At 35.6% G+C, this 26886-nt stretch carries 15 protein-coding genes; 12 read left to right on the forward strand and 3 right to left on the reverse strand.

Features of this window, described 5'->3' with window-relative positions:
• Positions 1-260: 260 nt before the first annotated feature.
• Positions 261-437, forward strand: a complete 177-nt coding sequence (locus tag L1276_RS16725) for a histone H1 (RefSeq protein ID WP_012026201.1) — start codon at positions 261-263, stop codon at positions 435-437.
• A gap of 175 nt (positions 438-612) precedes the next feature.
• Here L1276_RS16725 and L1276_RS16730 read toward each other — a convergent pair whose 3' ends face one another.
• Positions 613-2088, reverse strand: coding sequence for a rhamnogalacturonan acetylesterase (locus L1276_RS16730; protein WP_253789742.1), 1476 nt, complete (start codon positions 2086-2088; stop codon positions 613-615).
• Positions 2089-2265: 177 nt separating this feature from the next.
• Positions 2266-5121, reverse strand: coding sequence for a glycoside hydrolase family 2 TIM barrel-domain containing protein (locus L1276_RS16735; protein ID WP_253789744.1), 2856 nt, complete (start codon positions 5119-5121; stop codon positions 2266-2268).
• Between the two features lie 330 nt (positions 5122-5451).
• On the opposite strand from L1276_RS16735, the gene L1276_RS16740 reads away from it, so the two are divergent.
• The 4 genes from L1276_RS16740 (at position 5452) to L1276_RS16755 (ending at position 15742) form a co-directional block, all read left to right on the forward strand.
• The gene (locus tag L1276_RS16740) at positions 5452-8862 is read left to right on the forward strand and encodes a DUF4450 domain-containing protein (protein WP_253789746.1); all 3411 of its coding nucleotides are present in this window, start codon (positions 5452-5454) and stop codon (positions 8860-8862) included.
• 83 nt (positions 8863-8945) lie between these two features.
• Positions 8946-11072: a hypothetical protein gene (locus tag L1276_RS16745; protein WP_253789748.1), complete on the forward strand. Its 2127-nt coding sequence runs from the start codon at positions 8946-8948 to the stop codon at positions 11070-11072.
• A gap of 173 nt (positions 11073-11245) precedes the next feature.
• Positions 11246-13096, forward strand: coding sequence for a rhamnogalacturonan lyase (locus L1276_RS16750; protein ID WP_253789750.1), 1851 nt, complete (start codon positions 11246-11248; stop codon positions 13094-13096).
• Between the two features lie 258 nt (positions 13097-13354).
• The gene (locus L1276_RS16755) at positions 13355-15742 is read left to right on the forward strand and encodes a TonB-dependent receptor (protein ID WP_253789752.1); all 2388 of its coding nucleotides are present in this window, start codon (positions 13355-13357) and stop codon (positions 15740-15742) included.
• A 102-nt stretch (positions 15743-15844) separates the two neighbouring features.
• Here L1276_RS16755 and L1276_RS16760 read toward each other — a convergent pair whose 3' ends face one another.
• Positions 15845-16885 carry a GntR family transcriptional regulator gene (locus L1276_RS16760; protein WP_253789754.1) on the reverse strand — a complete coding sequence of 347 codons (1041 nt, stop codon included), beginning with the start codon at positions 16883-16885 and terminating at the stop codon, positions 15845-15847.
• Between the two features lie 393 nt (positions 16886-17278).
• Between L1276_RS16760 and rhaT the strand changes: the two genes are divergently transcribed.
• From rhaT to L1276_RS16795, 7 genes are all read left to right on the forward strand, one after another.
• Positions 17279-18328, forward strand: a complete 1050-nt coding sequence (rhaT, locus tag L1276_RS16765; protein ID WP_253789756.1) for an L-rhamnose/proton symporter RhaT — start codon at positions 17279-17281, stop codon at positions 18326-18328.
• 27 nt (positions 18329-18355) lie between these two features.
• Positions 18356-20497: a bifunctional aldolase/short-chain dehydrogenase gene (locus tag L1276_RS16770; RefSeq protein ID WP_253789758.1), complete on the forward strand. Its 2142-nt coding sequence runs from the start codon at positions 18356-18358 to the stop codon at positions 20495-20497.
• Positions 20498-20849: 352 nt separating this feature from the next.
• A complete protein-coding gene (locus tag L1276_RS16775; protein WP_253789760.1) occupies positions 20850-22124 on the forward strand; it encodes a TIM barrel protein in 1275 nt (424 codons plus the stop codon).
• 100 nt (positions 22125-22224) lie between these two features.
• Complete coding sequence (locus tag L1276_RS16780; RefSeq protein WP_253789762.1) at positions 22225-23586, forward strand: FGGY-family carbohydrate kinase; 1362 nt, start codon at positions 22225-22227, stop codon at positions 23584-23586.
• Positions 23587-23725: 139 nt separating this feature from the next.
• The gene (locus L1276_RS16785) at positions 23726-24466 is read left to right on the forward strand and encodes a (Fe-S)-binding protein (protein ID WP_253790208.1); all 741 of its coding nucleotides are present in this window, start codon (positions 23726-23728) and stop codon (positions 24464-24466) included.
• 165 nt (positions 24467-24631) lie between these two features.
• On the forward strand, positions 24632-26035 hold the full coding sequence (locus tag L1276_RS16790) for a lactate utilization protein B (protein ID WP_253789764.1): 1404 nt from the start codon (positions 24632-24634) through the stop codon (positions 26033-26035).
• Complete coding sequence (locus L1276_RS16795) at positions 26025-26612, forward strand: LUD domain-containing protein (protein ID WP_253789766.1); 588 nt, start codon at positions 26025-26027, stop codon at positions 26610-26612. Before L1276_RS16790 ends, L1276_RS16795 begins: the two co-directional genes overlap by 11 nt.
• Positions 26613-26886 lie beyond the last annotated feature (274 nt).

Here is a 26886-nt window from a genome sequence, read left to right on the forward strand (position 1 = left end):
CTTATGTTTTTTAACACTTTTGGAGATTTAATAAAAAATATTTTAAGACTCAATCTAAAGCATAGAGGAATGGTTGGGAATTTAATTTTGATAGTAAATGTCTGATTAATAGTTTATTGTGAAGATGAAATTTTTAAAAAATTGGAAGGTAAACTTTTAGTTAAATTTAGACTTAAAAAACAATGATAATTTTAACAGCAAATATGTTGTAACTCTCAGGCAAGTTTCTATTTTTGCGCCTTAATTTAATAATTATAAGCATGAAAGATCTATTAGTAAAAATCAACGCCGAAATTGAAACATTCAAAGCAGAAGCTGAATCTTTAACTGAAAAAGGTATCAAAGCTGCAGGACCAAGAGCACGTAAAGCTACTTTAGAAATCGAAAAACTTTTGAAAGAGTTCAGAAAAGTTTCTATCGAAGAATCAAAAAAATAATACAACTAAACCTCGTCACTCGACGAGGTTTTTTTATGGCTTTAAGTGTAGATGTAAAAGTTCGGTTTAGTTTTCATTACTTAACCGCAAAACACGCCGGTTTTTAAACTATTGTCGAATAGCGCAAAGTTAAAAGCCTTTGTAAACTTTGCTGTTAAATATGCCATTTCACAACTCACAATTCATAATTCTTCTTAATACATTGTGCAGCGGTTAATGCATTTAAATCAGCACCTTCTATACCCGTATGCGTATGATCTTTCGGGAAAAAGACTTTTACCTTTTCTTTTCCTAAAGCCTCATATTTTTGAGCCACAGCCTCGCTTAAATCTATATACAAAACACCTTCTTTCTCTGCAATTTCTTTAGACCATTTAATATAGGTATCGGTTCTGCGTTCGACTTTATCGTTTGGCCATTCGTTTCTTGGCGTTAAGCTCAAAACAATCGGAATCGCACCTTTTTCTTTGGCTTCACGAATAAATTGGGTCATGTACCAGCCAAAAGTATGAACGATTTCTTTTGAACCATCAGGACGAATCACTTCCTGAGTTTCATCACCAATCCCTTTTAAAGAACCTCTGAATTTTTCCTTATCAACTGCTCCGGCATCATTGTGTCCAAACTGAATCAGAACAAAATTTCCCGGCTGTAATTGATTTTTGACTTCATCCCAAAGACCTTCATAATCAAACGTTCTGCTGCTTCGGCCGCCTTTTGCTTTATTGATAACCTCAATTCTTGTAGTGTCGCAGTATTTAGGAAATACAACGCCCCAGCCCACAGCATCCGGATTTCCATTATCGGCCATAGTAGAATCGCCAATTAAAAAGACTTTATTTTTAACTGGCAGAACGATTTTTGGATTTTTTAAAAAGTAATTTTTTAATGAATTTTTACTGTTTTTTAATTCCTCAATAAGTATTGAAGCAGACAAAACAGCACCTTTTGCAGAAGTATGCGTATGATCTTTTTTATAAAAATAAGTTCCAGTTACCTTTTGTTCGCCCATTTTTTCCATTTCAAGCGCCATTTTTTCATTCAAATTTAGGAACGTAACTTTCTCTTTTTCGGCAATTTGTTTCGCCCACAAACCGTATGAAGCATCATTGCGTGGTACTTTTCCATCTTTCCAGTCATTTCTCGGAATTGGCGAACACACAATCGGAATTGCGCCTTTTGATTTTGCTTCGCGAATAACTTTCTGTATATACCAGCCGTAACTGTGTACGATTTCATGCTTTTTGGTGAGAATATTATCAATTTCCTGAGTTTCATTTCCAATACCTTTTATAGTGCCTCGCGCACGGAGACTGTCATTTATTGGTCCGTCGTCATTATGTCCAAACTGAATCAGGACATAATCACCTTTTTTAAGTTTATTTAATACCACATTCCACAAACCTTTCTCCTGAAAAGTACGACTGCTGGTACCACCCAAAGCATGATTTTCCACATTAATTTTGGCTGTATCCAAAAACTGGCCAATAAAATCTCCCCAACCCCAAAGTCCGCCCGCACCGTTGCCTTTTCCATTTTTTACAGTAGAATCACCAATCATAAAAAGAGTGGGCTTGTTGTCTTGTTTTGGTGTAAAATTGAAGAATAATACAGCCAGAAAGAAAAAGAAAAGTAGTTTAAGTGATTTCATATTTTTTTCAATTATGAATTATGAATTGTGGAATGATTTTATTTAACCGCAAGGTTCGCAAAGTTTTTTTTAACCATTGTTGAAATAGCGTAAAGTACGCAAGGCTTTGCGAACCCTGCGTGAATCTTTGCGAACCCCGCAGTTAAATGATATTGTGTTTTCAATCTGAAGCAAAATTTAGTTTCTAAAATCAAACCACAAATCCATCCTTATCCCGTCATCGCCTTTTTTAATTCGGATGTTTGTGGGCTGGCTCTGTGGGCCTTGCTGTTCCAAAGGTTTAAAATCTCTCATGGCCGGAATTTCATACATAAACGAAATATCACCTTCGGGAAAATCAGGCTGGGGAGAACTTCCCGGGAATCCATTTTTAGGAAGATCTGGTGTAAATAATCTCAAAAATAAATTATCAGATTCGCTGAAAATTTTAAACGATGAGGTTCCTGCTTTTAAATTGGCACCCAATAAATTAGCGTGATATCCTTTAAATTCAGGATAAATCAGGTTTTCAAAACTTTCTCCCGTAATCGTATTGTTGTAATCTTTCTCCCAAAATCCGTACGTGGTTCCTTTAATTCTGTTTTTCCAAACCCTGTACGGACCTCGTCCAAACCATTTAATTCCCGTAACTTCTTTTTCCGGAAAACGAAACGTAATACCAAAAGCATTGATTTTATCTTCAAAAAAAGCGCCGTCAAAACCTTCTCCGCCAGAAGCATTTTTTAAAGCCAGCAGTTCCATTTTAAACCTTCCGTCAGCTTCCATAATCCATTTTATAGACGATAATCCGCCTGAATAATTTACAATACAAACCGCTTTTTCAGCTTCCTGAGAAATCTGAATGTCTTTTAATTTGGCTTTCATGCCAATTGGGCGAGGGCCATGCGTAAGCGGAATCACAGCCGTCTTATTGCTTATTTTCTGAATTTCTCCCGTTGCAGGATTTATAATTACCGTAACATCATTTCCTTTTAAAGTAATTTCAGAATCGGTTTTGGTTACCGAAGCTTTTGCTTTTGTACTTTGAACCGCCATAAATTTTGAAGCATAAAAGGCCGCTTTATGAATAGGCCATGTCCAGGTATAAATTTCCTTTTCAAATTGGTCAAAAGCCGTTATAGATAAAATATCGCCTTCAAAGAAATTTTGAGGCACATCAAATTTTATTTTTCGGGTTTCTCCCGGATCAATACTCGGAATTTCAATTTTACCCGTACTTATTTCCTGAGCTGTTTTATTGGTGTAAAAAACATCGTTTTCCGATTTTAAAACTTTGAATTCCATTTTACAGGAATTTAAATTGCTGAACAAATAAGCATTGGTAATCAAAAATGAACCGTTAAAAGCATCTGTAATTTGTTTGGGCTGAAACTGAATTGGCGCCCAAATTTCTTTAACCGAAAAATAACTGCCTTCTTTTTCACGATGAGGTCCCAGAATTCCGTCAGCGGCCAAAGAACCTTTTGAATCAAACTTTTGTTCTCCTTTCCAGTCCGAACGTTTTACCGCTTCGTCGAGCATTGCCCACATAAAACCTCCCGCAAAAAGCGGACTTTCTTTGTACCGATTCCAGAAATCTTCCAGCGCTGCGCCGTGACCGTTATCATACGTTCCGTGCATAAATTCAGTTGGAAAAAATACATTTTCACCCGAATTGAATCGATGCATTCCCGTTAAATAAGTAGGATAATGATGTGTGTCCCAGCCGTTAAAATCGGCCCACGGATGAATGACAATCCTTTTCTGCGGATCATTTTCGGCAAATACTTTATCAACCTCATAATTCCAGCCGCCTTCATTTCCGTTGTCCCAAATAATAACCGAAGGATGATTGACATCGCGAGCCACCATTTCTTTAACCAGTTTAGTTCCGGTTTCGGTATCATACGAATTCTGCCAGCCAGCCAATTCATTTAAAACAAAAAGACCTAGTGAATCACAGACTTGCAGAAAATGATCGTCAGGCGGATAATGCCCGCGAACAGCATTCATATTCATGTCTTTAATTAATTGAACGTCCAGCTCGCTGATACGTTTACTCGTGCTTCGTCCGCCTTCCGGCCAAAAAGAATGACGATTAATACCTTTCATTATAATTTTGGTGCCGTTTACATAAATGCCGTCTTTCTTTTTAAATTGTAAAGTTCTAAAACCAATTTTTTTATCGTATTCATGAAGGATAATTCCGTTCTGTTTTAAAACTAGTTTTAAATTATACAAATTAGGCGTTTCAGGATTCCACGGTTTAATGTTTTCCCATTTGGCAGTAATTGTTTCTTTTGTATTTTTCGCTTTAAGCGGAAAAGTAAAAGCAGGAAAATTTTCTCCGTTTTTACCTGAAAGTGAAACTTCTAAAAGTGTATTTTTTGAAATACCGAACAAATTCAAATCAACCGAAATCGAACCGTCCATTTTCGGATTTACAGCAATTTTCTCTATATGTGTTTTTGGAGAAACTTCCAGCCAGACCGGACGATAAATACCTCCAAAAAGCCACCAGTCGGCTCTTCTTTCTGCATTATTTACTGATTTATTGGCAGAATGTTTCCAAACGTGAACCTCCAAAGTATTTTTAGAACCAAATTTTAAAAGTGAAGAAATATCGTATTTAAACTCGTAAAAACCGCCCTGATGAATTGGACCCGCAATTTTTCCGTTGATTTTTACTTCTGTATCTGTCATCGCACCCCCAAATGCAATTAGAACCGTTTTGTTTTTATAATCAATCGGTATTTCAAAATCATATTTATATAAACCTTCTTCTTTGCTGGGTTCTTTTTGGTTTAATTCTTTGTACCAGCGTCCGTACGTGTATTCGCCAAAACCTTCCAGTTCCCATTGCGAAGGCACATTTATTTTAGACCATACTTTACTGTTATTTCCATCTGTACAATAAAAATTCCATTGAACGGGATGCTCAAAATCTTTTCCCGAAAGGTAAATTTTATCCGTTTTCTGCGCTTTTATATTCGGAATAATAAAAAAACAATTTAAGAGAATAAATAAAGTTCTGATTGCGTTTTCTGAAAGCATAAAATAGAATCGGGGGTTTATAACAGGTTCGTATTTTTTGGTTAAAAACTTCTTTTTTGCATTTATTTTTTCTTAAAATTTATGCTCAAAAAGAAATTGTATTTTCAAATCTAGTTGATCCATTTTTATATTGTATCCTGTACTATGATGTTAAAAAATATTAGATAATTCTAAAAATTAATACATTTTTTAAATTTCTAAAATCAGGTAGGTACAGGATACTATCCCATAAAAAAACAAAGAAATTGCATCTGCATTATTGAATTGATAAAATAATCAGGGATTAATTTTATTATTCAAATTTTAATAATTGTCAATTTTTTGAATTTTATGGGAATTAAAAAACGAACTATTTGCACTTTAGCCGGCTTATTTCTGACTTCAACTCTGATTGTTTTTGGTCAGGAAAAAATACCGATTCGTAAAATACATTACGCACCCGAAGGAAATAGTTTTGTTTTAAAAAATGGAACCCGAAAATTCAACCGTGCTCTTTATGGTTCTAATACGGGATTTAGAGTTGAAACTGGAGATTTGCCGGAATTTGCTATATATATGCCCGGAATGGGAGGCAATTTTAAATTAGGATTGTCAAACGGAAAAGAAAGCAAATGGATTACCGAAGCGGCAAAAATTGATACCCGCTATATTTTGGGAACGATGCAGTATACAATTGAAGATCCAATTTTAGAAGGCAGTAAATTGTTTATTGATGTTGTCGCTTTAAAGGAGAGCGAAGGTTTTATTGTAAAAGTATATGGTCAAAAAATATCCAAAAACATCAATTTAATCTGGGCTTTTGGCGGTGCAACGGGTAAAAAGTTCAGTCGTGACGGCGATATCGGCGCAGATCCGGAATCGGTTTTTTATCTCCAGCCTAATTACTGTCTCAATAATAAATATACGTTGAAAAAACAATCTTTTCTTTTGGATTATGGTTCTGAAAGCAACAAGCAAAAAACAGGAAATAATAAAAGTCTGAGCGGTTTTTTTCCAAATTCAGAAATTCGTTTAGCAGATGCCAATATTCAGAATAAACCTTTAGAACTTTTTAATTCTAAGGCAGAAATACTTCCTTTAATAAGCGGAAAAATAAATTCAGTTTCAGAAAAAGGGAATTACTGGCTGTTTGTTCCTGAGGTTTCAAAAGTAAATTATACACAAAAAACGATTGCCGGACTATATGAAAAATCGGTTACGGCAACACATCTTTTAGGCAATAGAATAAAGGTGAAAACGCCTGATAATTATATTAATACACTGGGTTCTTCACTTGCAATTGCTTCTGACGGAATCTGGGAAAGTCCAGCCTATCTTCACGGTGCTATTGCGTGGCGAATGTATTTAAATGCATGGCGAGGCGCGTACACGGCAGATCCTTTGGGCTGGCACGACAGGGCAAAAACGCATTTTGCAAGTTACAGCAAGTCGCAGGTTACATCGCCGGAAAGTGGTCCGGTTGTTTTTGATGAAGAAAAAAATCTGGCACGACAAAAAGAAGAAATAGGAACGTCAATGTTCAGCAGCGGTTACATAAGCCGAAGTCCAAATAAGAACAATGTGGCACATCATTATGATATGAATCTGGTTTTTTTCGATCAGATATTCCGTCATTTTAAATGGACGGGAGATATCGCTTTTTTAAAAGAAATGTGGCCGACGATTGAACGACATTTAAAATGGGAAAAACGAAATTTTGATCCGGATAATGACGGACTTTATGATGCTTATGCTTCGATCTGGGCAAGTGATGCTTTGCAATACAGCGGCGGCGGCGTAATTCATTCTTCGGCTTATAATTATTATGCGAATAAAATAGCGGCAGAACTGGCAAAAAAATTAAACATCGATGCCGTTCCTTTTGAAAAAGAAGCAGACAAAATTTTAAAAGCCGCAAATAAGCAGCTTTGGATTCCGAAAAAAGGCATTTTTGCCGAATATAAAGATGCTTTAGGAAACAGAATATTGCACGATACACCGGGAGTCTGGAGTATTTACCATACTATCGATTCAGAATTATCAAATCCTTTTGAGAGTTATCAAATGTTGGATTATGTGAATAATCAGATTCCGCATATTCCAATTAATGCAGATGGATTAGACAAAAAAGATTTGTATGTAATCAGCACTACAAACTGGCAGCCTTATACCTGGTCGACCAATAATGTGGCTCTGGCGGAGCAATTGCATACTTCGCTGGCCTTCTGGCAGGGCGGGCAATCTGAAAAAGCCTATACGATGTGGGAAAGTGCTTTAATTGAAAGTATGTATCTGGGCGCTTCTCCAGGTGGTTTTGAACAGCTTTTGTTTCAGGATGCGATGCGCGGCGAATTGTACCGCGATTTTGCTGACCCAATTGGTATGGCTTCACGAACTTTAGTCGAAGGACTTTTCGGGATTCAACCTGATGCTTTAAATGAAGTTTTAATCATAAAACCTGGTTTTCCGGAAAAATGGAATCAGGCTTCACTAGAAATTCCGGATATTTCAATTGATTTTAAAAGAGAAAATAAAAAAGATACTTATATAATAAAGAATCAGTTTTTAGCCAAAATGAATTTAAAATTGCTTTTGAATGCCAATTTTGAAGCTGTTGAAAGCATTTTGGTGAACGGAAAATCAGTATCGTGGAAAGCGGTTTTGGAGAACATCGGAAAACCAAAAATAAGTATTGAGGTTCCGTATAATTTGAATTATGATATTCAGATTACATGGAAAGGAGATTCTTTAGAAGAAATCATACCAAAAGAAAATTATGTTTTTAATGAAGCTTTAGAGATCAATACCTCAAAAGCAAAAATCATTTCTGTTTATGATCCGCAGCAGGTTTTGAGTGCTGTTTCGAAAACAGAATATTCCCTTAAAGCTAAAGTGAATTCAGCAGGCAGTAAAGTTTTTTTTGTGGAAGTAAAACAAGGAGAATTTTCTTGGTGGAAACCGATTCATTTCAATGTAAAAGCTGAAAAACAATTAAATGAAACGTTTACAGATTGGGATAAGCCTTTAGATAAAGCTGCACGTTTAGAGACGATTTCTCTTGTTCCGTTTTTCAATTCAAAAGTTACCGACATTTTTAATTACGAATATTTGTCGCCAAGACCTAATACGGTAACCTTACAATTACCAAAACAAGGCATTGGAAACTGGTGTTATCCCAATGTTTCGGTCCAGATTGATGATAAAGGGCTGCGTGAAAAAGCAAAAAAAACCGGGAAAATTTCAACTCCAAACGGGATTTTATTTCAAACGCCTTCTGATGAAAATCAGAAAAATATAATCTTCACTTCTATGTGGGATAATTTTCCGGAAAGTATCACTATTCCGTTAAACGGAAAAGCTTCTCACGCTTATTTTATGCTGGCCGGAACTACAAATCCTATGCAAAGCCGAATTGTAAATGGAGAAATTACGATACAATATACTGATGGAACTTCGAAAATTCTGCCCTTAAAGAATCCGGAAAACTGGTGGCCGATAGAGCAGGATTATTTTACAGACGGACTTGCTTTTACAACCGATGCTCCAAAACCGTCGAGGGTTTATTTTAAAACAGGAGAAATCTCGAGAGATTTTAAGAATTTCAAAACCATAAAAGGATTTAGTAATTACGGTGTTGATGGCGGAGCAGGAACGATTTTAGAACTGCCTTTGGATAAAAATAAAACTTTAAAAAACCTGACTCTGAAAACTATTGCAAATGATGTTGTGATTGGTTTGATGAGTGTGACTTTAATTAGATAATGAGATAATTGTAGAAATGGTCTTCGACTACGCTCAGCCTGACACCTGAAACTTCAAAAAAACTATCAAAACAAAATAACCACATGAAAAACTATCAACTCATAACTGTATTCTTATTTTCGGTTTCGCTTTTTGCACAGAAAATAGATCGAAAGGCTTTGGTAACAAGGCATAACGTTCAAATTTCGGCTATTGATACTCTGGCTTCTTTAACGGTTGGGAACGGTGCTTTTGCTTTTACGGCTGATGTAACCGGACTGCAGACTTTTCCGAAAGAATATCAAAACGGGATTCCGCTTGGAACACAGTCAGAGTGGTGCTGGGACAGTTATAAAAACACGAATAATTATAAGTTTTCTGAAACCTTAAGAGACTATAAACAATACGGAAGGGACATTTCATACACAGTTCAGATAAAAGAACCCAAACGAAAAGTAGAAGCTGTAAACTGGTTCAGACAGAATCCGCATTTATTGCAGCTTGGGAATTTAGGTTTTGAAATTACAAAGAAAGACGGAAGTCTGGTAAAACCTTCGGATGTAAAAGCGATTTCACAAAAACTAAATGTATGGACAGGAGAAATTGAAAGTTATTTTGAAATTGAAGGAACTCCGGTTACGGTTTTAACGGCTTCACATCAGGAAAAAGATGAAATTGGCGTAAAAGTAAAATCGGATTTATTACAGCAGAAACGTTTAAAAATAAGTCTTCGAATTCCGTTTCCAACCGGAGACTGGGCCGATATGGGAACAAAATGGGAAGGGAAACAGGATTATAAAAGCACTCTGACTGAAAAATCAAAAACCGAAGCGGTTGTAACACACGTTATGGACAGTATTTCATACAAAGTTCATTTTAACTGGAAAGGAAACGTGCAGATTAAACAAACATCAGATCATTATTTTGTTGTTGAAGCTTCGAATACCAATACATTAGAATTGAGCTGTCTTTTTGCTTTGGCAGAAAAAAAATCGGTTAAAAATTCTTCATTTGCAGATATTCAAAACAGCAGTATAAAAGGCTGGGAAAAATTCTGGAACAGCGGTGCAGCGGTTGATTTTTCGGGTAGTACAGATCCTCGCGCAAATGAACTGGAACGAAGAATTATTTTATCACAATATCTTACGAAACTCCAATGTACAGGAAAAGTACCGCCACAGGAAACGGGTTTAACGTACAACAGCTGGTACGGAAAACCGCATTTAGAAATGCACTGGTGGCACGGTGTTCATTTTGCACTTTGGAACAGACCGGAATTGCTGGAAAAAAGCCTTCCGTGGTATCAAAAAGTATTTGATAAAGCCAAAAATATTGCCAAAAGACAAGGTTTTGAAGGTGCAAGATGGCAGAAAATGGTAGATGCGGACGGTAACGAAAGTCCGTCGTCTGTGGGTTCCTTTTTAATTTGGCAGCAACCGCATTTTATTACGTATGCGGAATTGATTTACAGAGCAAAACCAACAAATTCGACTTTAAATTTATATAGCGAACGTGTTTTTGCAACGGCTGATTTTATGGCTTCATTTGCCCATTATGATTCTAAAACAGATCGTTATGTTTTAGGCCCCGGCGTGATTCCGGCTCAGGAACGTTTTAAAGCGATGGAAACTTTTAATCCAACGTATGAATTGGCATATTGGAACTGGGCATTAAAAACAGCAATCGAGTGGAAGAAAAAACTAAACCAAAAAGTACCCGAAAAATGGGACATAGTTTTGGCTAAATTATCAAAACTTCCAGTTGCAGATAATGTGTATCTGGCAACGGAAAGCGCGACAGATTCCTATACCAATCCTGAATTTAAAACAGATCATCCATCGGTTTTAGGCACATTTGGAATGCTTCCTGAAACTTCTCTTTTAGATAAAAAAATCATGAAAAACACTTTTGATCTGGTTTGGAAAATATGGTCATGGGATAAAACCTGGGGTTGGGATTTTCCAATGACGGCGATGTCGGCAGCACGTTTAAATATGCCCGATAAAGCGGTTGATGCTCTTTTTATGAAGGTAACCACAAATACGTATTTAAAAAACGGACATAATTATCAGGCAGAACGATTAACGCTTTATCTTCCGGGCAACGGCGGAATATTAACGGCAGTTGCCATGATGTGTGCCGGATGGGACGGATCTGAAGGAGAAAATCCGGGTTTTCCTAAAGATGGAACATGGAAAGTTAAAAGTGAAGGGTTTAAGAAGATGTTTTAGTTTTCTAGAGGTTCTAAGTTTCTAAGATGCTAAGGGACTAAGGGCTAGGTTTTATCTTTAGTTCTCGCAAAGCCGTAAAGAAAACCTTCGAATATAAACTTTGTGTGTTTGCGGCTTTGCGAGATTAATAAAAATCTGCGTGAAACAACTAGCCAGAATTCAATATAAATTCTATGAAAAAATATATTCTCTTTTTATTGCTTTTTGTGAGTTTGAAAGCTTTGAGCCAAAGACAAATGGAAAATCTGGATCGTGGTATCATCGCCATAAAAGATAAAGGACAGTTTTTTATAAGCTGGAGGGTTTTAGGAACTGATCCTGATGATCTGGCTTTTAATGTGTATCGAAAAAGCGCCACTCAAAAAGCAGTTTTATTAAATGAAAAACCCATTACAGGCGCGACTAATTTTATTGATGCCAAAGCTGACGTTAAAAAAGAAAATACCTGGTTTGTAAAAACGGTTTTAAAAGGAAAAGAAGCTGCAGCTGCAGGAAGTTTTACAATTCCGGCGAATGCCTCAGATAAACAATATTTACCCATTAAATTAAAAGAAATTGATGGCTATACGGCAAATGATGTTTCTGTTGGCGATTTAAATGGAGACGGAAAATATGAATTAATAGTTCATATGACAGGAAAAGGACATGATAATTCTCAAACCGGAATTACAGATCCGCCTATATTTCAGGCGTATACTTTAGACGGAACGTTTTTGTGGCAGATTAATCTCGGAAAAAACATTCGCGAAGGTGCACATTATACGCAGTTTATGGTGTATGATTTAGACGGTGACGGTTTTGCTGAACTGGTTTGTAAAACTGCCGACGGAACAAGGGACAGTCATGGAAATGTGGTAGGAGATGTTTCAAAAGACTGGGTTGACCGTGATCCTGATTCTAAAACGTATGGCAAGATTTTAAAAGGCCCGGAATATCTTTCTGTTTTTGACGGAAGAACCGGAAAATTGATTACAACAGTAGATTATATTCCGCAGCGAGGTGATCTGGCAGGCTGGGGCGGAAGAGGAGGAAGCGGAGGAAACGACACAAAAGGAAACCGAATGGATCGTTTTATTGCCTGCATTGCTTATCTCGACGGCATTCATCCTAGTGTTGTTATGTGCCGTGGTTATTATGGCAGAACGGTTTTGGCAGCATGGGATTTTAAAAACAAACAATTAACCTCAAGATGGGTTTTTGACAGTAAAGATGCTGAAAATCTATATTCGGGAATGGGAAATCATAATTTGACTGTTGCTGATGTTGACAATGATGGAAAAGATGAAATAATCTACGGATCAATGTGTGTTGATGATAACGGAGAGGGGTTGTACACAACAGGTTTTAGGCACGGAGATGCAATTCATGTTTCTGATCTTGATCTGGATGTTCCCGGTTTGGAGGTTTTTGGAATTCATGAAATAGAAAACGGAACAACGGGTCCTGGTGTTACTTTATTTTCGGCTAAAGACGGAAAAGTATTGTTTACAGGTTCTCTTAACGAAGATGTAGGCCGGGGCGTTGCAGACAATATTGATTCAACCAGAAAAGGAGCGCAGTGCTGGTGGTCAGGTTCTCCCTATCTGCATGATATGAAGGGAAATAACATTGGTAAAGCACCAAGTTCTACCAATTTTTTAATTTATTGGGACGGCGATACTTCAAGAGAACTTTTAAATTCGAATTATATCGACAAATACAATTCAGGAAGATTATTTACGGCAGAAGGAGCGGTTTCTAATAACGGAACTAAATCCACACCGGCTCTTTCGGCAGATATTCTGGGTGACTGGCGTGAAGAATTGATTTTAAGATCTGAAGATAATAAGGAACTTAGAATTTACTCTACAACAATCCCAACTGATGTAAGGCAGTATACTTTAATGCACGATCCACAGTATAGATTAAGTATTGCGTGGCAGAACGTAGGTTATAATCAGCCGCCTCACACTAGTTTTTATATGGGAACAGGAATGGAACCCGCTCCCAAGCCTAACATTGTTTTGATACTCATGAAGAGATAAAAAACGATGTTTCAGTGCGCTGAAAGAGAAAATAACAAAAAAAAGATGTCAGAAACTGCTTTTCCTGACATCTTTTTTTGTTATGCTTACATAGGAAATTTTGTTAAAAAAAAGAATTATTTATTTTTTTGACCTGAAAAACTGTTAAATAAACGATAAATACAAACAAACGCATTATTATCTGGAATAAATAAAAATAATTTGGTATAGTTTAACACAACATATAAATTTGCCTTATTCAAAATAAATCTAAATAAAATGAAGGTAAAAATATTATTTCCGTTTTTAAGCTTTTGCTTAATGCTGCTTACAAGTGTGACTTCGTTTGCACAAACGGCTACTATTAGAGGTATGATTTCATTATCGACTAATGAAGCTGCAGATAATGTTTCTGTAACTTTAAAAGGAACACGTGTTGGAACTACTACTGATGCACAAGGAAATTACGAAATTAAAAACGTTAAGCCGGGAACTTATACTATTAAAGTTTCGGCAGTAGGATTTTCATCAAAAGAAAAAAGCATTACAGTTAGTTCTGCAAATGAAATTGTAGAAAATTTTACCTTAATTACTACATCTGAAAACCTTACTGAAGTATTTGTAAAAGGTAATGCCAACAAATACACAAAATCAGAAAGTGAATATGTTTCTAGAATGCAGGTTAAAAACCTTGAAAACTCACAAGTTTACAACGTAGTTACTAAGGAATTAATGAAAGACCAATTGGTTATCAATCAAGATGAAGCTTTGAAAAACGTTCCGGGTTTATACCAGTTATGGGGCGCTACTAACCGTGCAGGTGATGGAGGTTCTTGGTATTCATTACGCGGTTTTACTACTCAGAGTTTAGTAAGAAATGGTATTGCTGGAAAAGTAAACAGTAATTCAGATGCGGCAAACCTTGAAAGAATTGAGGTTATCAAAGGACCTTCTGCTACTTTATTTGGAAATGTACTTTCTTCATACGGAGGTTTAATCAACCGTGTAACTAAAAAACCGTATGAAACTTTTGGCGGTGAGATCGCTTATCAGGCAGGAAGCTACGGATTTAACCGTGTTTCTGCTGACGTTAATACGCCTTTAAATGATGATAATACAGCATTATTTAGATTAAATACTTCTTATACAAATAACAATACTTTTCAGGATTACGGTTCTTCAAGAAGCTTTTTTGTAGCGCCTTCTTTCTCTTATAAAGTAAACGATAAATTGACTTTATCTCTTGATGCTGAAATTGGTGACCAGAATAATTCTGGTATGCCATTAATTTATCTTCCTTTTGATGTATCTGTTACGGCCTTAGGCTTTAACAATGCAAAAGATCTTAACATGAACTTTAAAAGATCTTTTTGGGGAGATGAATTCATAACAAATACAAAAACTTTCAACGTTTTTGCTCAGGCCAATTATAAAATCTCTGATGAGTGGACTTCTCAGTCTGTATTCAGCAGTACATCTAACAAAGCTTCAGGACTGCAGACTTGGTTCTATCTTTACCCAAATGAAATAATATCCAGAAATGCATGGAATGCTAATGGAAAAGACAACGCAATTGAATTCCAGCAAAACTTTAACGGTGATTTCTTACTTTTTGGAAAAATGAGAAACCGTTTCTTAATTGGTGGTGATTTATTCCACTCAACAAACAGATTAGGATACAGACTTTTACCAAATGGTGAACTTGACAGGATAGGATATACAGGAGCTGCACCAACTTATAATAACTTTAATCCAACAACTGTAAATGCTGAATTGGTAAATGGATTTGATTATAAAACAAACAGCGCCCTTTCAACCTATAGTGCTTATGTTGCAGATGCTGTTAACATTACAGAAAGTTTAATTGTTTCAGCAGCAGTACGTTTTGATCACTACGACAATCAGGGAACTACAGATGATACTACAGGTCAAAGAGCGGGTGATTTTTCACAAAATGCATTTTCTCCAAAATTTGGTGTAGTTTACCAGGTAATAAAAGATCAGGTTTCTGTTTTTGGTAACTACCAAAATAGTTTTACAAATATTGGATATATAAATGCAAATGTTGGAGGTGCTCTTCAATTGCAAAAATTTGATCCGGAAAGAGCAAACCAGTTTGAAGGAGGTATTAAAGTTAATGCTTTCCAAAACAAAGTAAGCGCTACACTTAGCTACTACGATATTAAAGTAAAAGATATTGTAACTGCTGACCCAAGTTTACCAAATTCAAGTATACAAAACGGTACACAATACAGTAAAGGTTTTGAACTAGAAGTTACGGCTAACCCAATTCCGGGATTAAATCTTCTTGTGGGTTACTCAAACAATGATTCTAAATTAAACGGATTAAGACCAGTAACTGCAGGACCAGAAAATTTAATTAACTACTGGATCAGCTATAATTTGCAAAATGCTGCATTTAAAGGTTTAGGTTTAGGATTTGGAGGTAATTATGGAGACGCTACATACATTTACAACAATGGAACTGAAACTTTCGAACTTCCATCTTATGCTGTATTAAACGCAGCTTTGTACTACGATCAGCCTAAATACAGAGTTTCTTTAAAAGTAAACAACCTTACAGACGAATTGTACTTTAATGGTTATACAACAATCAATGTACAAGCGCCGCGTACCTTTATGGGAAGCGTAACGTATAAATTCTAATAAGGATTTAGATATTAAAAATAACAAAGGCTCGGACAAAATGTTCGAGCCTTTCTTTATAAAAAAAAACTTAGAATCTCAGTATCTTAGAACCTTAGGATCTTAAATAGAATTTCTATCAATAAAATTAAAAGGAACTTTAAATAAGCCTTTCTCTTTGTTTAAAATCATTCGGGCTGCAGTTTCTCCCATTATATTAAAATCTGTAGACATAACAGTTATTCCCAGTAATTCTTTTAAAGGTGTGTCGTTATAAGAAATAACGCCGATATCTTTTCCTAAAACAAATTCTTCGTCGCGAATCTGTTTCATTAAATTCACTAAATCCGATTCTTCAATAGTAATAAATAAATCCCCTTTTTTAAGGATCATGTCATCGTAAACTTCGCTTAAAATCTCAAAATTGATTTCGTGCTCAACGCAGAACTTTCTGAATCCGTGCAGAATTCTTCTTGGATAAGGATAAACCGCTTTATCAGGATAAATTAAAATTAAGCGTTTGTATTTTGAAATTTTTTCTAAACCTTCCTTTAAAGCATTGTAAATATCATTTTCAAAATCCTGATAAATTTTAATGATTTCACCTTCATGCGACAATTTAATATTGTCCATTAAAACCAGTTTTTCTTCGGGAATTCTCTGGATTGCTTTAGCCACTTCATCCGTAAAACTAAGATGTTTTAATTCATCGGTTTTAAAATGGGTCGTAATCACATAGTAATCATATGCGCCTTCAAACTTGTCTAGTAAGTTCAAAAACAACGTTTCGTCGCAATGGTAAATATGTAGGTCGGTGTGTGCATTTGCGCCCAGCGTATTAATAAATGAGCTGTAAGTTTTCATTTTATAGGCACTCAGTTTATTAAATAAAAACAAAACATTTACTTTCGATTCCAGTTTTGTTCTTGTAATATAATATCCTTTTCCTCTAATCGATGAAATGATTTTTCTTTCTTTTAAAATATTATAAGCTTTTTCAACTGTATCACGCGACATATAAAACTCTTCGCTAAAGCTGTTTATAGAAGGAATTTTTTGATTTATTTTTAAATTTCCGTTAGCAATATTCTGCAAAATCGAGTCAACAATCTGTTTGTATTTTGGAACCCTCGAATCTTCGTCTATTTTAATTAATTTAATCATGCCTGTATGTTGCAAATTGGATTCATGAGTAACATGCAGCCAATTTTTTTAATTGTATTTTTTAAAAAAGCAAAACTTGAAAAAACGCTTTATATGTTGATTTTGCTACTTTCCTTACAAAAAATAAAAATTAAATAAAGGCTTACTTTATTTTCAGGCACTTAGGTTAATTTAATATTAAATTAAAGAAATTATAATTACGAAATCGATTGCTAAAATAGGGCTTTTAAATTTATTTTTCCAATATAATCCAATCGTTCTTTGCAATTAGTGCGCATTTTTAACATAAATTACACAAATCATAAAGGATAGTACAGGACAGTTTTAATTTTTACATTATATTATTTTACAAAACCAAACTAACTATCACAATTAACCAAAACAAATTATTAAATGGAATCATTATTAGGAATCATTTTTCATTCTATCGGAGGATTTTCTTCAGGTAGTTTTTATATGCCTTTTAAAAAAGTTAAAGATTGGGCTTGGGAAAGTTACTGGCTTGTGGGCGGTTTCTTTTCCTGGTTAATTGTACCGCCGATTGCTGCTTATTTAACGATTCCTCATTTTACTGATATTATCGTTGCTGCTTCACCATCGATTAAAGCCTTTACCTATTCAATGGGATTGATCTGGGGAATTGGAGGTTTAACATACGGACTTGGCGTTCGCTATTTAGGAATGTCATTAGGAAACTCAATCACTTTAGGATTTTGTTCTGCTTTTGGAGCATTGGTTCCCTCCATTTACTACGATTTATATCCAACTGAAGGTAAAATTTCATTTTCGGATATGCTGGCAACTTCTGGCGGACAATTGGTTTTATTGGGCGTTGCGGTATGCCTTTTAGGAATCGCTATTTCAGGAAAAGCCGGGATGCTTAAAGAGAAAGATTTTGCAGCAGGCCACGAAGACAAGGATAAAGATTTTAGTTTAGCAAAAGGCTTAACAGTAGCGGTTATTTCAGGAATTTTAAGCTCATTCTTTAATTATGGAATCGAAGCCGGAAAGCCAATGGCAGAGCAGGCAGTTGAATTTGGCTGTAATCCGTTGTTTCAAAATAACGTAACCTATATCGTTTTGCTTTGGGGAGGTTTAACAACCAATTTTATTTGGTGTTTGTATCTTAATTTCAAAAACAGATCAATTGGTGACTATACGAATAAAGCAACACCAATTACTAAAAACGTTTTATTTTCCGCACTTGCCGGAACCATGTGGTTTCTTCAGTTTTTCTTTTACGGAATGGGAGAAAGCAAATTAGGGAACGGTGCAAGTTCGTGGATTCTGCACATGGCCACTATTATTCTAACGGCTAACTTCTGGGGATTTTATTTAAAAGAATGGACAGGAGTTTCTAAAAAAACATTCAACACTTTTATCTGGGGAATCGGGCTTATTATGCTTTCGATCGTTTTGGTAGGAATTGGTAACTCATTATAAATAATACAAGAAATAATTATAAAGTATATGTCGAATACAAAAACAATTAATACAAATTTTAAGCACGTAAGCTACCTTTGGGATGATGCTAAAGCCGCACAACTAGCGGGAGATGAAGTAGCGCTTTTCATTTATCGTTCTAATTTATTAGGAGCCGATTTAAGATTGACAAACTATGGAGGAGGAAATACTTCTGTAAAAATTACAGATAAAGATCCATTAACCGGAGCAAGCTCTGAAGTTATGTGGATTAAAGGTTCTGGAGGTGATATTGGAACATTGACAAAATCTGGCTGTGCAGCATTATACTTAGACAGACTTCGTAATCTTGAAAATGTTTACAGAGGAATTGAGTTTGAAGACGAAATGGTAGAATTGTTCAATCACTGTATTTTCGACTTAGCTTCAAAAGCGCCTTCTATCGATACGCCTTTGCATGGTTTCTTACCATTTAAACATATTGATCACTTGCATCCAGATGCAGCAATTGCAATCGCTGCAGCAAAAGACGGAGCAAAAATCACAGAAGAATTGTTCGACGGAGAAATTGGCTGGGTAGGCTGGCAGCGTCCGGGCTTTGACTTAGGACTTCAATTAAGAAGCTGTTTAGAAGAAGCGGAAAAGAAAGGTAAAAAACTAAGAGGAATCATGTTAGGTTCTCACGGTTTATTTACATGGGGAGATACAGCTTATGAAAGCTACATCAATACATTAGAAGTAATCGAAAAATGTGCTGAATATCTAGAAAGTAACTACGGAAAAAAACGTCCGGTTTTTGGAGGTCAGAAAATCGAAAGCCTTCCAGAAGCAGACCGTAAATTAAAAGCAGCAAAAGCAGCGCCTATTTTAAGAGGTTTCTGTTCATCAGAACGTCAAATGATCGGTCACTATACAGATGATGCAAGAGTATTGGAATTCATCAATTCAAACGATCTTTCAAAATTAGCTCCATTAGGAACTTCTTGTCCGGATCACTTTTTAAGAACTAAAATCAGTCCATTGGTTTTAGAATTAGATCCAAATGAAGATTTATCTGATATAAACGCAGTTAAAGCAAAATTAGCTCCGGCTTTTGAAGCTTATCGTGCGATGTACAAAGACTATTATAATGCCTGCAAAAAATCGAATTCTCCTGCAATGCGTGACCCAAATCCGGTTGTAATTTTATATCCAGGAGTAGGTATGTTCACTTTTGCAAAAGATAAAACGATGGCGCGTTTGGCATCAGAATATTATGTGAATGCAGTAAATGTAATGAAAGGTGCAGAAGCCGTTTCAGAATATACTTCACTGCCTCACCAAGAAGCTTTTGATATCGAATATTGGTTATTAGAAGAAGCAAAATTACAACGTATGCCTAAACCAAAAGCATTGTCTGGACGAGTAGCTGTAATTACGGGTTCTGCAGGCGGAATTGGTAAAGCTATCGCAAAGAAATTTGCTCAGGAAGGAGCTTGTGTAGTAATTAATGATATTAACGAAGAGCGTTTAGAAGGTGCAACAGCTGAGTTTATTAAGTCATTTGGAAAAGATGCCGTTTCAAGCACTTTATTAAATGTAACAGATGAAGCAAGCACAGAATTAGCTTTAGACCAGGCTTCATTAGCCTTTGGAGGTGTAGATATTATTGTAAACAATGCCGGAATCAGTATTTCAAAATCTATTGCAGAACATACTCTTGAAGAATGGGACAGATTATACGATATCTTGGTAAAAGGACAATTTATTGTTTCCAAAGCAGGAATCGAAGTAATGCGCAAACAAGGTTTTGGAGGAGATATTGTGAACATTGTTTCTAAAAATGCCGTAGTTGCCGGTCCAAACAATCCGGGTTACGGTTCTGCAAAAGCAGCGCAGGCCCACTTAACACGTTTAATGGCTGCTGAATTAGGAGCAGATAAAATTCGTGTAAACACAGTAAATCCTGATGCGGTAATCTCAGACTCAAACATTTGGTCTGGCGGATGGGCAGAAGGTCGTGCAAAAGCATACGGAGTTACTGTAGAAGAACTTCCGGCTTATTATGCAAAACGTACGTTATTAAATGAAATCATATTGCCGGATGATATTGCAAATGCTTGTTTTGCTTTTGTTGGAGGTTTACTTGGTAAATCAACAGGAAATGCCTTAAACGTAGACGGCGGTGTCGCAATGGGCTTTTATAGATAAAGATTATTTAAGTTTTTTTATAAGTTTGTTTAAGCAAAAGTGGTTTTTTGTGGTCTAACGTTCGATATTTCGAGCGTTAGATTTTTTTTAGAAGAACATTGCAGCAGACCAAATACATAAAGAAGAAAAGTTAAACAAAGGGTTGGGGTATACAAATTAACCTGCTTGGAATATTTTCAACACGTAGAAATATAATTTTTACTTAAAATTAAAGAGTAAAAAACGATTTGGGATTAATACATTAATAAGTGCTTTAATGTCTAAATTACGCAATCGATTTTTTTATGTGTTAAAAATACACGAATAAAATTAAATTGTATATCTTGTAAACCCTATTAAAATATAAAGTATTATGATAATCGGATCAAACAATATTGAATCTCATAACGAGGGATTATTAAAAAAACACCAAAGCAAATTGGTTTTTACAGCATCAGAAATTGATAATACAGAGGCGATTATCCAAAAATTAATCGACTTTCAAATTGCCATTCCATCTTGGGCTTTAGGAACAGGAGGAACAAGATTTGGTCGTTTTGCAGGCGGAGGAGAACCGCGCTCAATCGAAGAAAAAATAGAAGATGTTGGATTACTTCATAAATTAAACAGTGCTTCGGGAGCAATTTCACTTCATATTCCGTGGGATATTCCGCAGGATTATAAAGCAATTAAAACCCTTGCAGCACAACACAATTTAAAGTTTGATGCCATGAACTCGAATACGTTTCAGGATCAGGCAGATTCAGAACATACTTATAAATACGGGTCATTACAAAACGTAAACAAAGCAGTCCGTAAACAAGCAATTGCACACAATATTGAAGTTATTAAACACGGAATTGAACTAGGATCTGAGTCATTAACAATCTGGCTTGCTGACGGTTCTAACTTTCCGGGACAATTAAACTTTAGAAAAGCATACCAAAATACATTAGAAAGTTTAGAAGAAATCTACGATGCACTGCCTGCAGACTGGAAATTATTTTTAGAATATAAATGTGCTGAGCCTAACTTTTATTCAACGACTGTAGCAGATTGGGGGCAGTCTTACTCGTATGTTAAAAAGTTAGGTGATAAAGCGCAGACATTAGTCGATTTAGGACATCACTTACCAAATGCCAATATCGAGCAGATTGTTTCTTTATTATTGATGGAAAACAAACTGGGCGGATTCCACTTTAACGATTCAAAATACGGAGACGATGATTTAACTGCTGGAGCTTTAAAACCTTATCAGTTATTTTTGATTTTCAATGAATTAGTTGAAGGAATGGACGCAAGAGGAATGAACCACGCCAAAGATCTAGGCTGGATGATCGACGCATCACACAACGTCAAAGATCCGTTAGAAGATTTATTACAATCTGTTGAAGCTATTATGATTGCTTATGCACAGGCACTTTCTGTAGACAGAAAAGCATTAGAAAAAGCACAGGAAGAAAATGACGTAGTAAAAGCACAAGAGATTCTTCAAAACGCTTTCCGTACAGATGTCCGCGCATTAGTTGCTGAGGCTCGTTTACGTTCTGGTGCCGCTTTAAATCCGGTAGAATTGTACAGAAACCTTTCTGTAAGAAAAAATCTAATTGGAGAAAGAGGATTAAAAACATTGGCAACAGGACTATAATTATGAATTGTGAGTTGTGAATTATGAGTTAATAAAAAGACTGAACTAAAATCACAATTCACAATTCACAACTCACAACTCACAATTTACAATTTAAAAAATGAATGTAGTTGCAATTTTTGATATTGGTAAAACAAACAAAAAAGTATTCTTATTTGATGAAAACTATAGAATTGTTTGGGAGAAATCAGTTAATCTAGATGAAACGGTCGACGAAGACGGTTTTCCCTGCGAGAATATAGAACTGCTTAAAAACTGGATTTTTGAGCGTTTAGAAGAAATAAAAGCTTTAACCAATTACGTTTTAAAAGCGATCAATTTCAGCACTTATGGTGCTAGTTTTGTCTACATTGATAAAGAAGGAAAAGTTTTAACTCCTCTGTATAATTATCTAAAAGATTATCCGGAGGATTTAAAAAACGATTTCTACCATAAATACAAAGGCAAAGAAACATTTGCTGTAAAAACGGCTTCTCCGGTTTTAGGAAGCTTAAATTCAGGAATGCAGATTTACCGTTTAAAAGAAGAAAAACCAGAATTATTCGAAAAAGCAGCATATTGTTTGCACCTGCCGCAATTTTTAAGTTTTCTTTTAACCAATGAAGCTTACGCCGATATTACAAGTGTAGGCTGTCATACCAATCTTTGGAATTTCAAAAAAATGAAATACCATAAATGGTTAAAAAAAGAAAGTATTTCATCTAAAATTCCGCCGTTTTATTATGGAAAAGATGTTATAAAAACAAAAGAAGGTCTGGCAGTAGGAGCAGGACTTCACGATAGTTCATCGGCAATAATTCCGTACACCATCAACTTTACAGAACCTTTTGTTTTATTGTCAACAGGAACGTGGAGTATTTCCTTAAATCCCTTCAACAATAAAGCATTGACTTTTGAGGAATTACAGCACGATTGTTTGTGCTATTTGCAATACACAGAAAAACCTGTAAAAGCCGCCAGACTTTTTGCCGGAAACGAACATGAAGTACAAACCAAAAGATTAGCAGAACATTTTAACGTACCGCTGGATACATACAAAGAGGTTTATTTTGATAAAAACGTCGTATCTAATTTAAGAGCTTTGAATTTTCAGATTATTTACCCTAAAAAGTATAATTTTGATATACTGAAAGAATGTCCTTTTCAAGAAAGAGACCTTTCAACATATAAAAGCTATGAAATCGCCTATCATCAATTAATGCTTGATTTGGTAGAGCAACAAGTATTTTCAACTAATTTAGTCATTCATAACAGTCCTGTAAAGAAAATTTTTGTAGACGGAGGTTTCAGCAAAAATTCAATTTTCATGAATTTACTGGCCGAAGCCTTCCCTGATGTAGAAGTTTATGCCGCATCGATGGCGCAGGCAAGCGCTTTGGGAGCAGCATTGGCAATCCATCAAAACTGGAATCCTAAACCAATCCAGAATGATTTGATTGATTTGAAGTTTTACAAACATTAAAGTGTATGCCAGATTAATGGATTAAATTGATTTGTTGTTCACGCAGATTCTGCAGATTACAGCAGATTTAATTTTAGAAATTCTGCGTGTATGTGTTCAATATGCTAAATCTGCGGGTAAAAAATAAAAAAAAATGAAAATGAAAATCGGACTATTTATACCGTGTTATGTCGATCAGTTTTACCCAAAAGTGGGCATTGCGACATACGAGCTTTTACAGAAATTAGGCTGTGAAGTTCATTTTCCGATGGGACAAACCTGTTGTGGCCAGCCAATGGCAAACAGCGGTTATGCACACTTAACAAAAGGCTGTGATGCCAATTTTATAGCCAATTTTTCGGGATTCGATTATATTGTTTGCCCTTCCGGAAGCTGCGTTCTGCATGTAAAAGACCATTTGCACGACGAAAAAAATGAAGAAGCAGCGACAAAAATTAGAAACAGCGTTTTTGAATTAACAGAGTTTATAACTGATATTTTAAAAATTGACCATATCGACGGAAAATTTCCTTTTAAAGTAGGAATGCATGTAAGCTGCCACGGACAACGCGGTTTAAAGCTCTCGCAGATGTCAGAATTAAATGCGCCATTTTTCTCAAAACCAGAGCAATTACTGCACAACATACAAGGACTGGATTTGGTTGCTTTAACCAGAAAAGATGAATGCTGCGGTTTTGGAGGAACATTTTGCGTAACCGAAGAAGCCATTTCTGTAAAAATGGGACAAGACCGAATTAGAGATCACGAAAGTCATAATGTCGATTACATTACAGGTGGTGATATGTCTTGTTTAATGCATTTAGACGGAATTTTGAAAAGACAAAAAAGCAGAATAAAAACCATTCATATTGCTGAAATATTAAATTCACTCGAAAACTAAAAATAGATGTTGAGTATAAAATTTAACTGCAAAGTTCACAAAGTTTTACGCAAGGTTTGCAAACTTAATTTTGATCCTTGCGTACCTTGCGTTTTTTTCTTTGCGCACTTTGCGGTTAAATAAACCATTATAAACATTTCAAAATTGACTTTTAAATAATTAAAAATGTCATCAGAAAAAATAATACAGCACAGCGAAGCCGCAACAAAATTCAACAAAGATGTAGAGCGTGTCAACTGGCATGATGAAACACTTTGGTTTGTTCGTGCGAAACGCGATAAATCGGCGCATCAAATTGATGATTGGGAATTATTACGTGAAACAGCTTCAAAAATTAAAGCCAATGTGCTATCTAATATTCATGATTATTTAGTTGAATTTGAAGCCAATGCTCAAAAAAATGGGATTATAGTACATTGGGCTGCTGATGCAAAAGAACACAATGAAATAGTACATTCTATCATGGCAAAGCATGATGTAAAGCAAATGGTGAAATCAAAATCGATGCTTACAGAAGAATGCCATTTAAACGATTATTTAGCCGAAAAAGGCATAGAAGTTATCGACTCAGATTTAGGCGAATATATTGTACAGCTTCGTAAAGAACCGCCAAGTCATATTGTACTGCCTGCCATTCACCTTAAAAAAGAAGATGTAAGTGAAACTTTTCACGAACATCTAGGAACTGAAAAAGGGAATTTTAATCCGCAGTATTTAACTGAATCGGCACGTCATAGTTTAAGAAATACCTTTTTAACTAGAAAAGCAGCTTTAACCGGAGTAAATTTTGCCGTAGCCGAAACCGGAGAATTTGTAGTGTGCACCAATGAAGGAAATGCCGATATGGGCGCACACTTAGCCGATGTTCATATCGCCTGTATGGGATTTGAAAAACTGATTCCGCAGAGAAAACATTTAGGCGTTTTTCTGAGATTACTAGCAAGAAGCGCCACAGGACAGCCTATAACAACTTTTTCAAGTCATTTTAAGAAACCAAGAGACGGAAAAGAACTTCATATTGTAATTGTCGACAACGGCAGAAGCAAACAATTAGGTCGTGAAGATTTCAGAAATTCCCTAAAATGTATTCGATGCGGTGCCTGTATGAATACATGTCCAGTTTACAGACGAAGCGGCGGACATAGTTATCACAATGCGGTTGCGGGACCAATTGGTTCTATTTTAGCGCCAAACTTAGATATGAGCAAAAATGCCGATTTACCTTTTGCCAGTACACTTTGTGGTTCTTGCACCAATGTTTGTCCCGTAAAAATTGACATTCACGATCAATTATACAAATGGCGTCAGGTTTTGGTAAAAGACGGATATACGCCAAAAGCCAAAACAATTGCAATGAAAACGATGGCAACAGTTTTAGCTAATCCAACTATATTTAACATTGCAGGAAAATCAGGAAGATTTGTAATGAAAAATATTCCGGCAATGGTCAATAATAAAATGAATAAATGGTACGATCAGCGCGAAATGCCAGACGTTCCCGAGGAATCTTTTAGAGAATGGTACAAGAAAAATTCGAGAGAATCTAAAGCAAAAGACAATGAGCAGTAAAGCCGAAATTTTAAAAAGAATAAAACTAAATCAGCCTGATTTGGTTACGGACCTGCCGGATTTAAGTGTTTTAGGTTCCGAAGATTTTGATACACTCGAAACCTATAAAACAGTTTTAAAAGGAATTGGAGGAGATCCGGTTGAAGTATCTCATTATGAAGAAATAATTGAGTATATAAAAGCCAATTATGATCTTCAAAAAAGAATAATTACTACGCTTCCGGAGCTTTCAGAAATCGCTTCTTTGGATTGGAACAATGTCGATCCGCATTCGCTGCAAGATGTTGAATTAACAGTTGTAAAGGCACATTTTGGAGTGGCTGAAAACAGCGGACTCTGGGTAACAGATGATATTTTAGGACAGCGAATAGCTCCTTTTATTGCGCAATATTTAGCGATAATTGTTCATAAAAATGATATTATTAGAACCATGCAGCAAGCTTACGATAGAATAGGAAATCAGGAGTATGGTTTCGGAACTTTTATTGCAGGACCATCTAAAACCGCCGATATCGAACAATCATTGGTTTTAGGAGCCCATGGTGCAAGAGGATTGATTGTTTTTTTATTAGATTAAGAAGGAAAATATCTACATAATTAAAAGAGGGCAGACAGCCCTCTTTTTTTGTTTTAAAAATATAGGTAAAATCTCAAATGAGATTAATTGAAATATAAGTAAAAAATTATAAACAGAATTAATTACAACCTCTGGTTATATTCTATAAGCTGTCTTGTAAGAAAAAAAAGGTGATTATGCGTAATATTGCGAAATGATGTGCTGTTGCACTCATCAGTATTTTCAAAACGTATTTTTTTAAGCCTTTAGCAAATTTTTTGAAAGTCTCCCGAAG

Origin of the sequence: Flavobacterium sp. HSC-32F16 (assembly GCF_024171645.1) — a bacterium.
In the GTDB taxonomy this organism is placed as follows: domain Bacteria; phylum Bacteroidota; class Bacteroidia; order Flavobacteriales; family Flavobacteriaceae; genus Flavobacterium.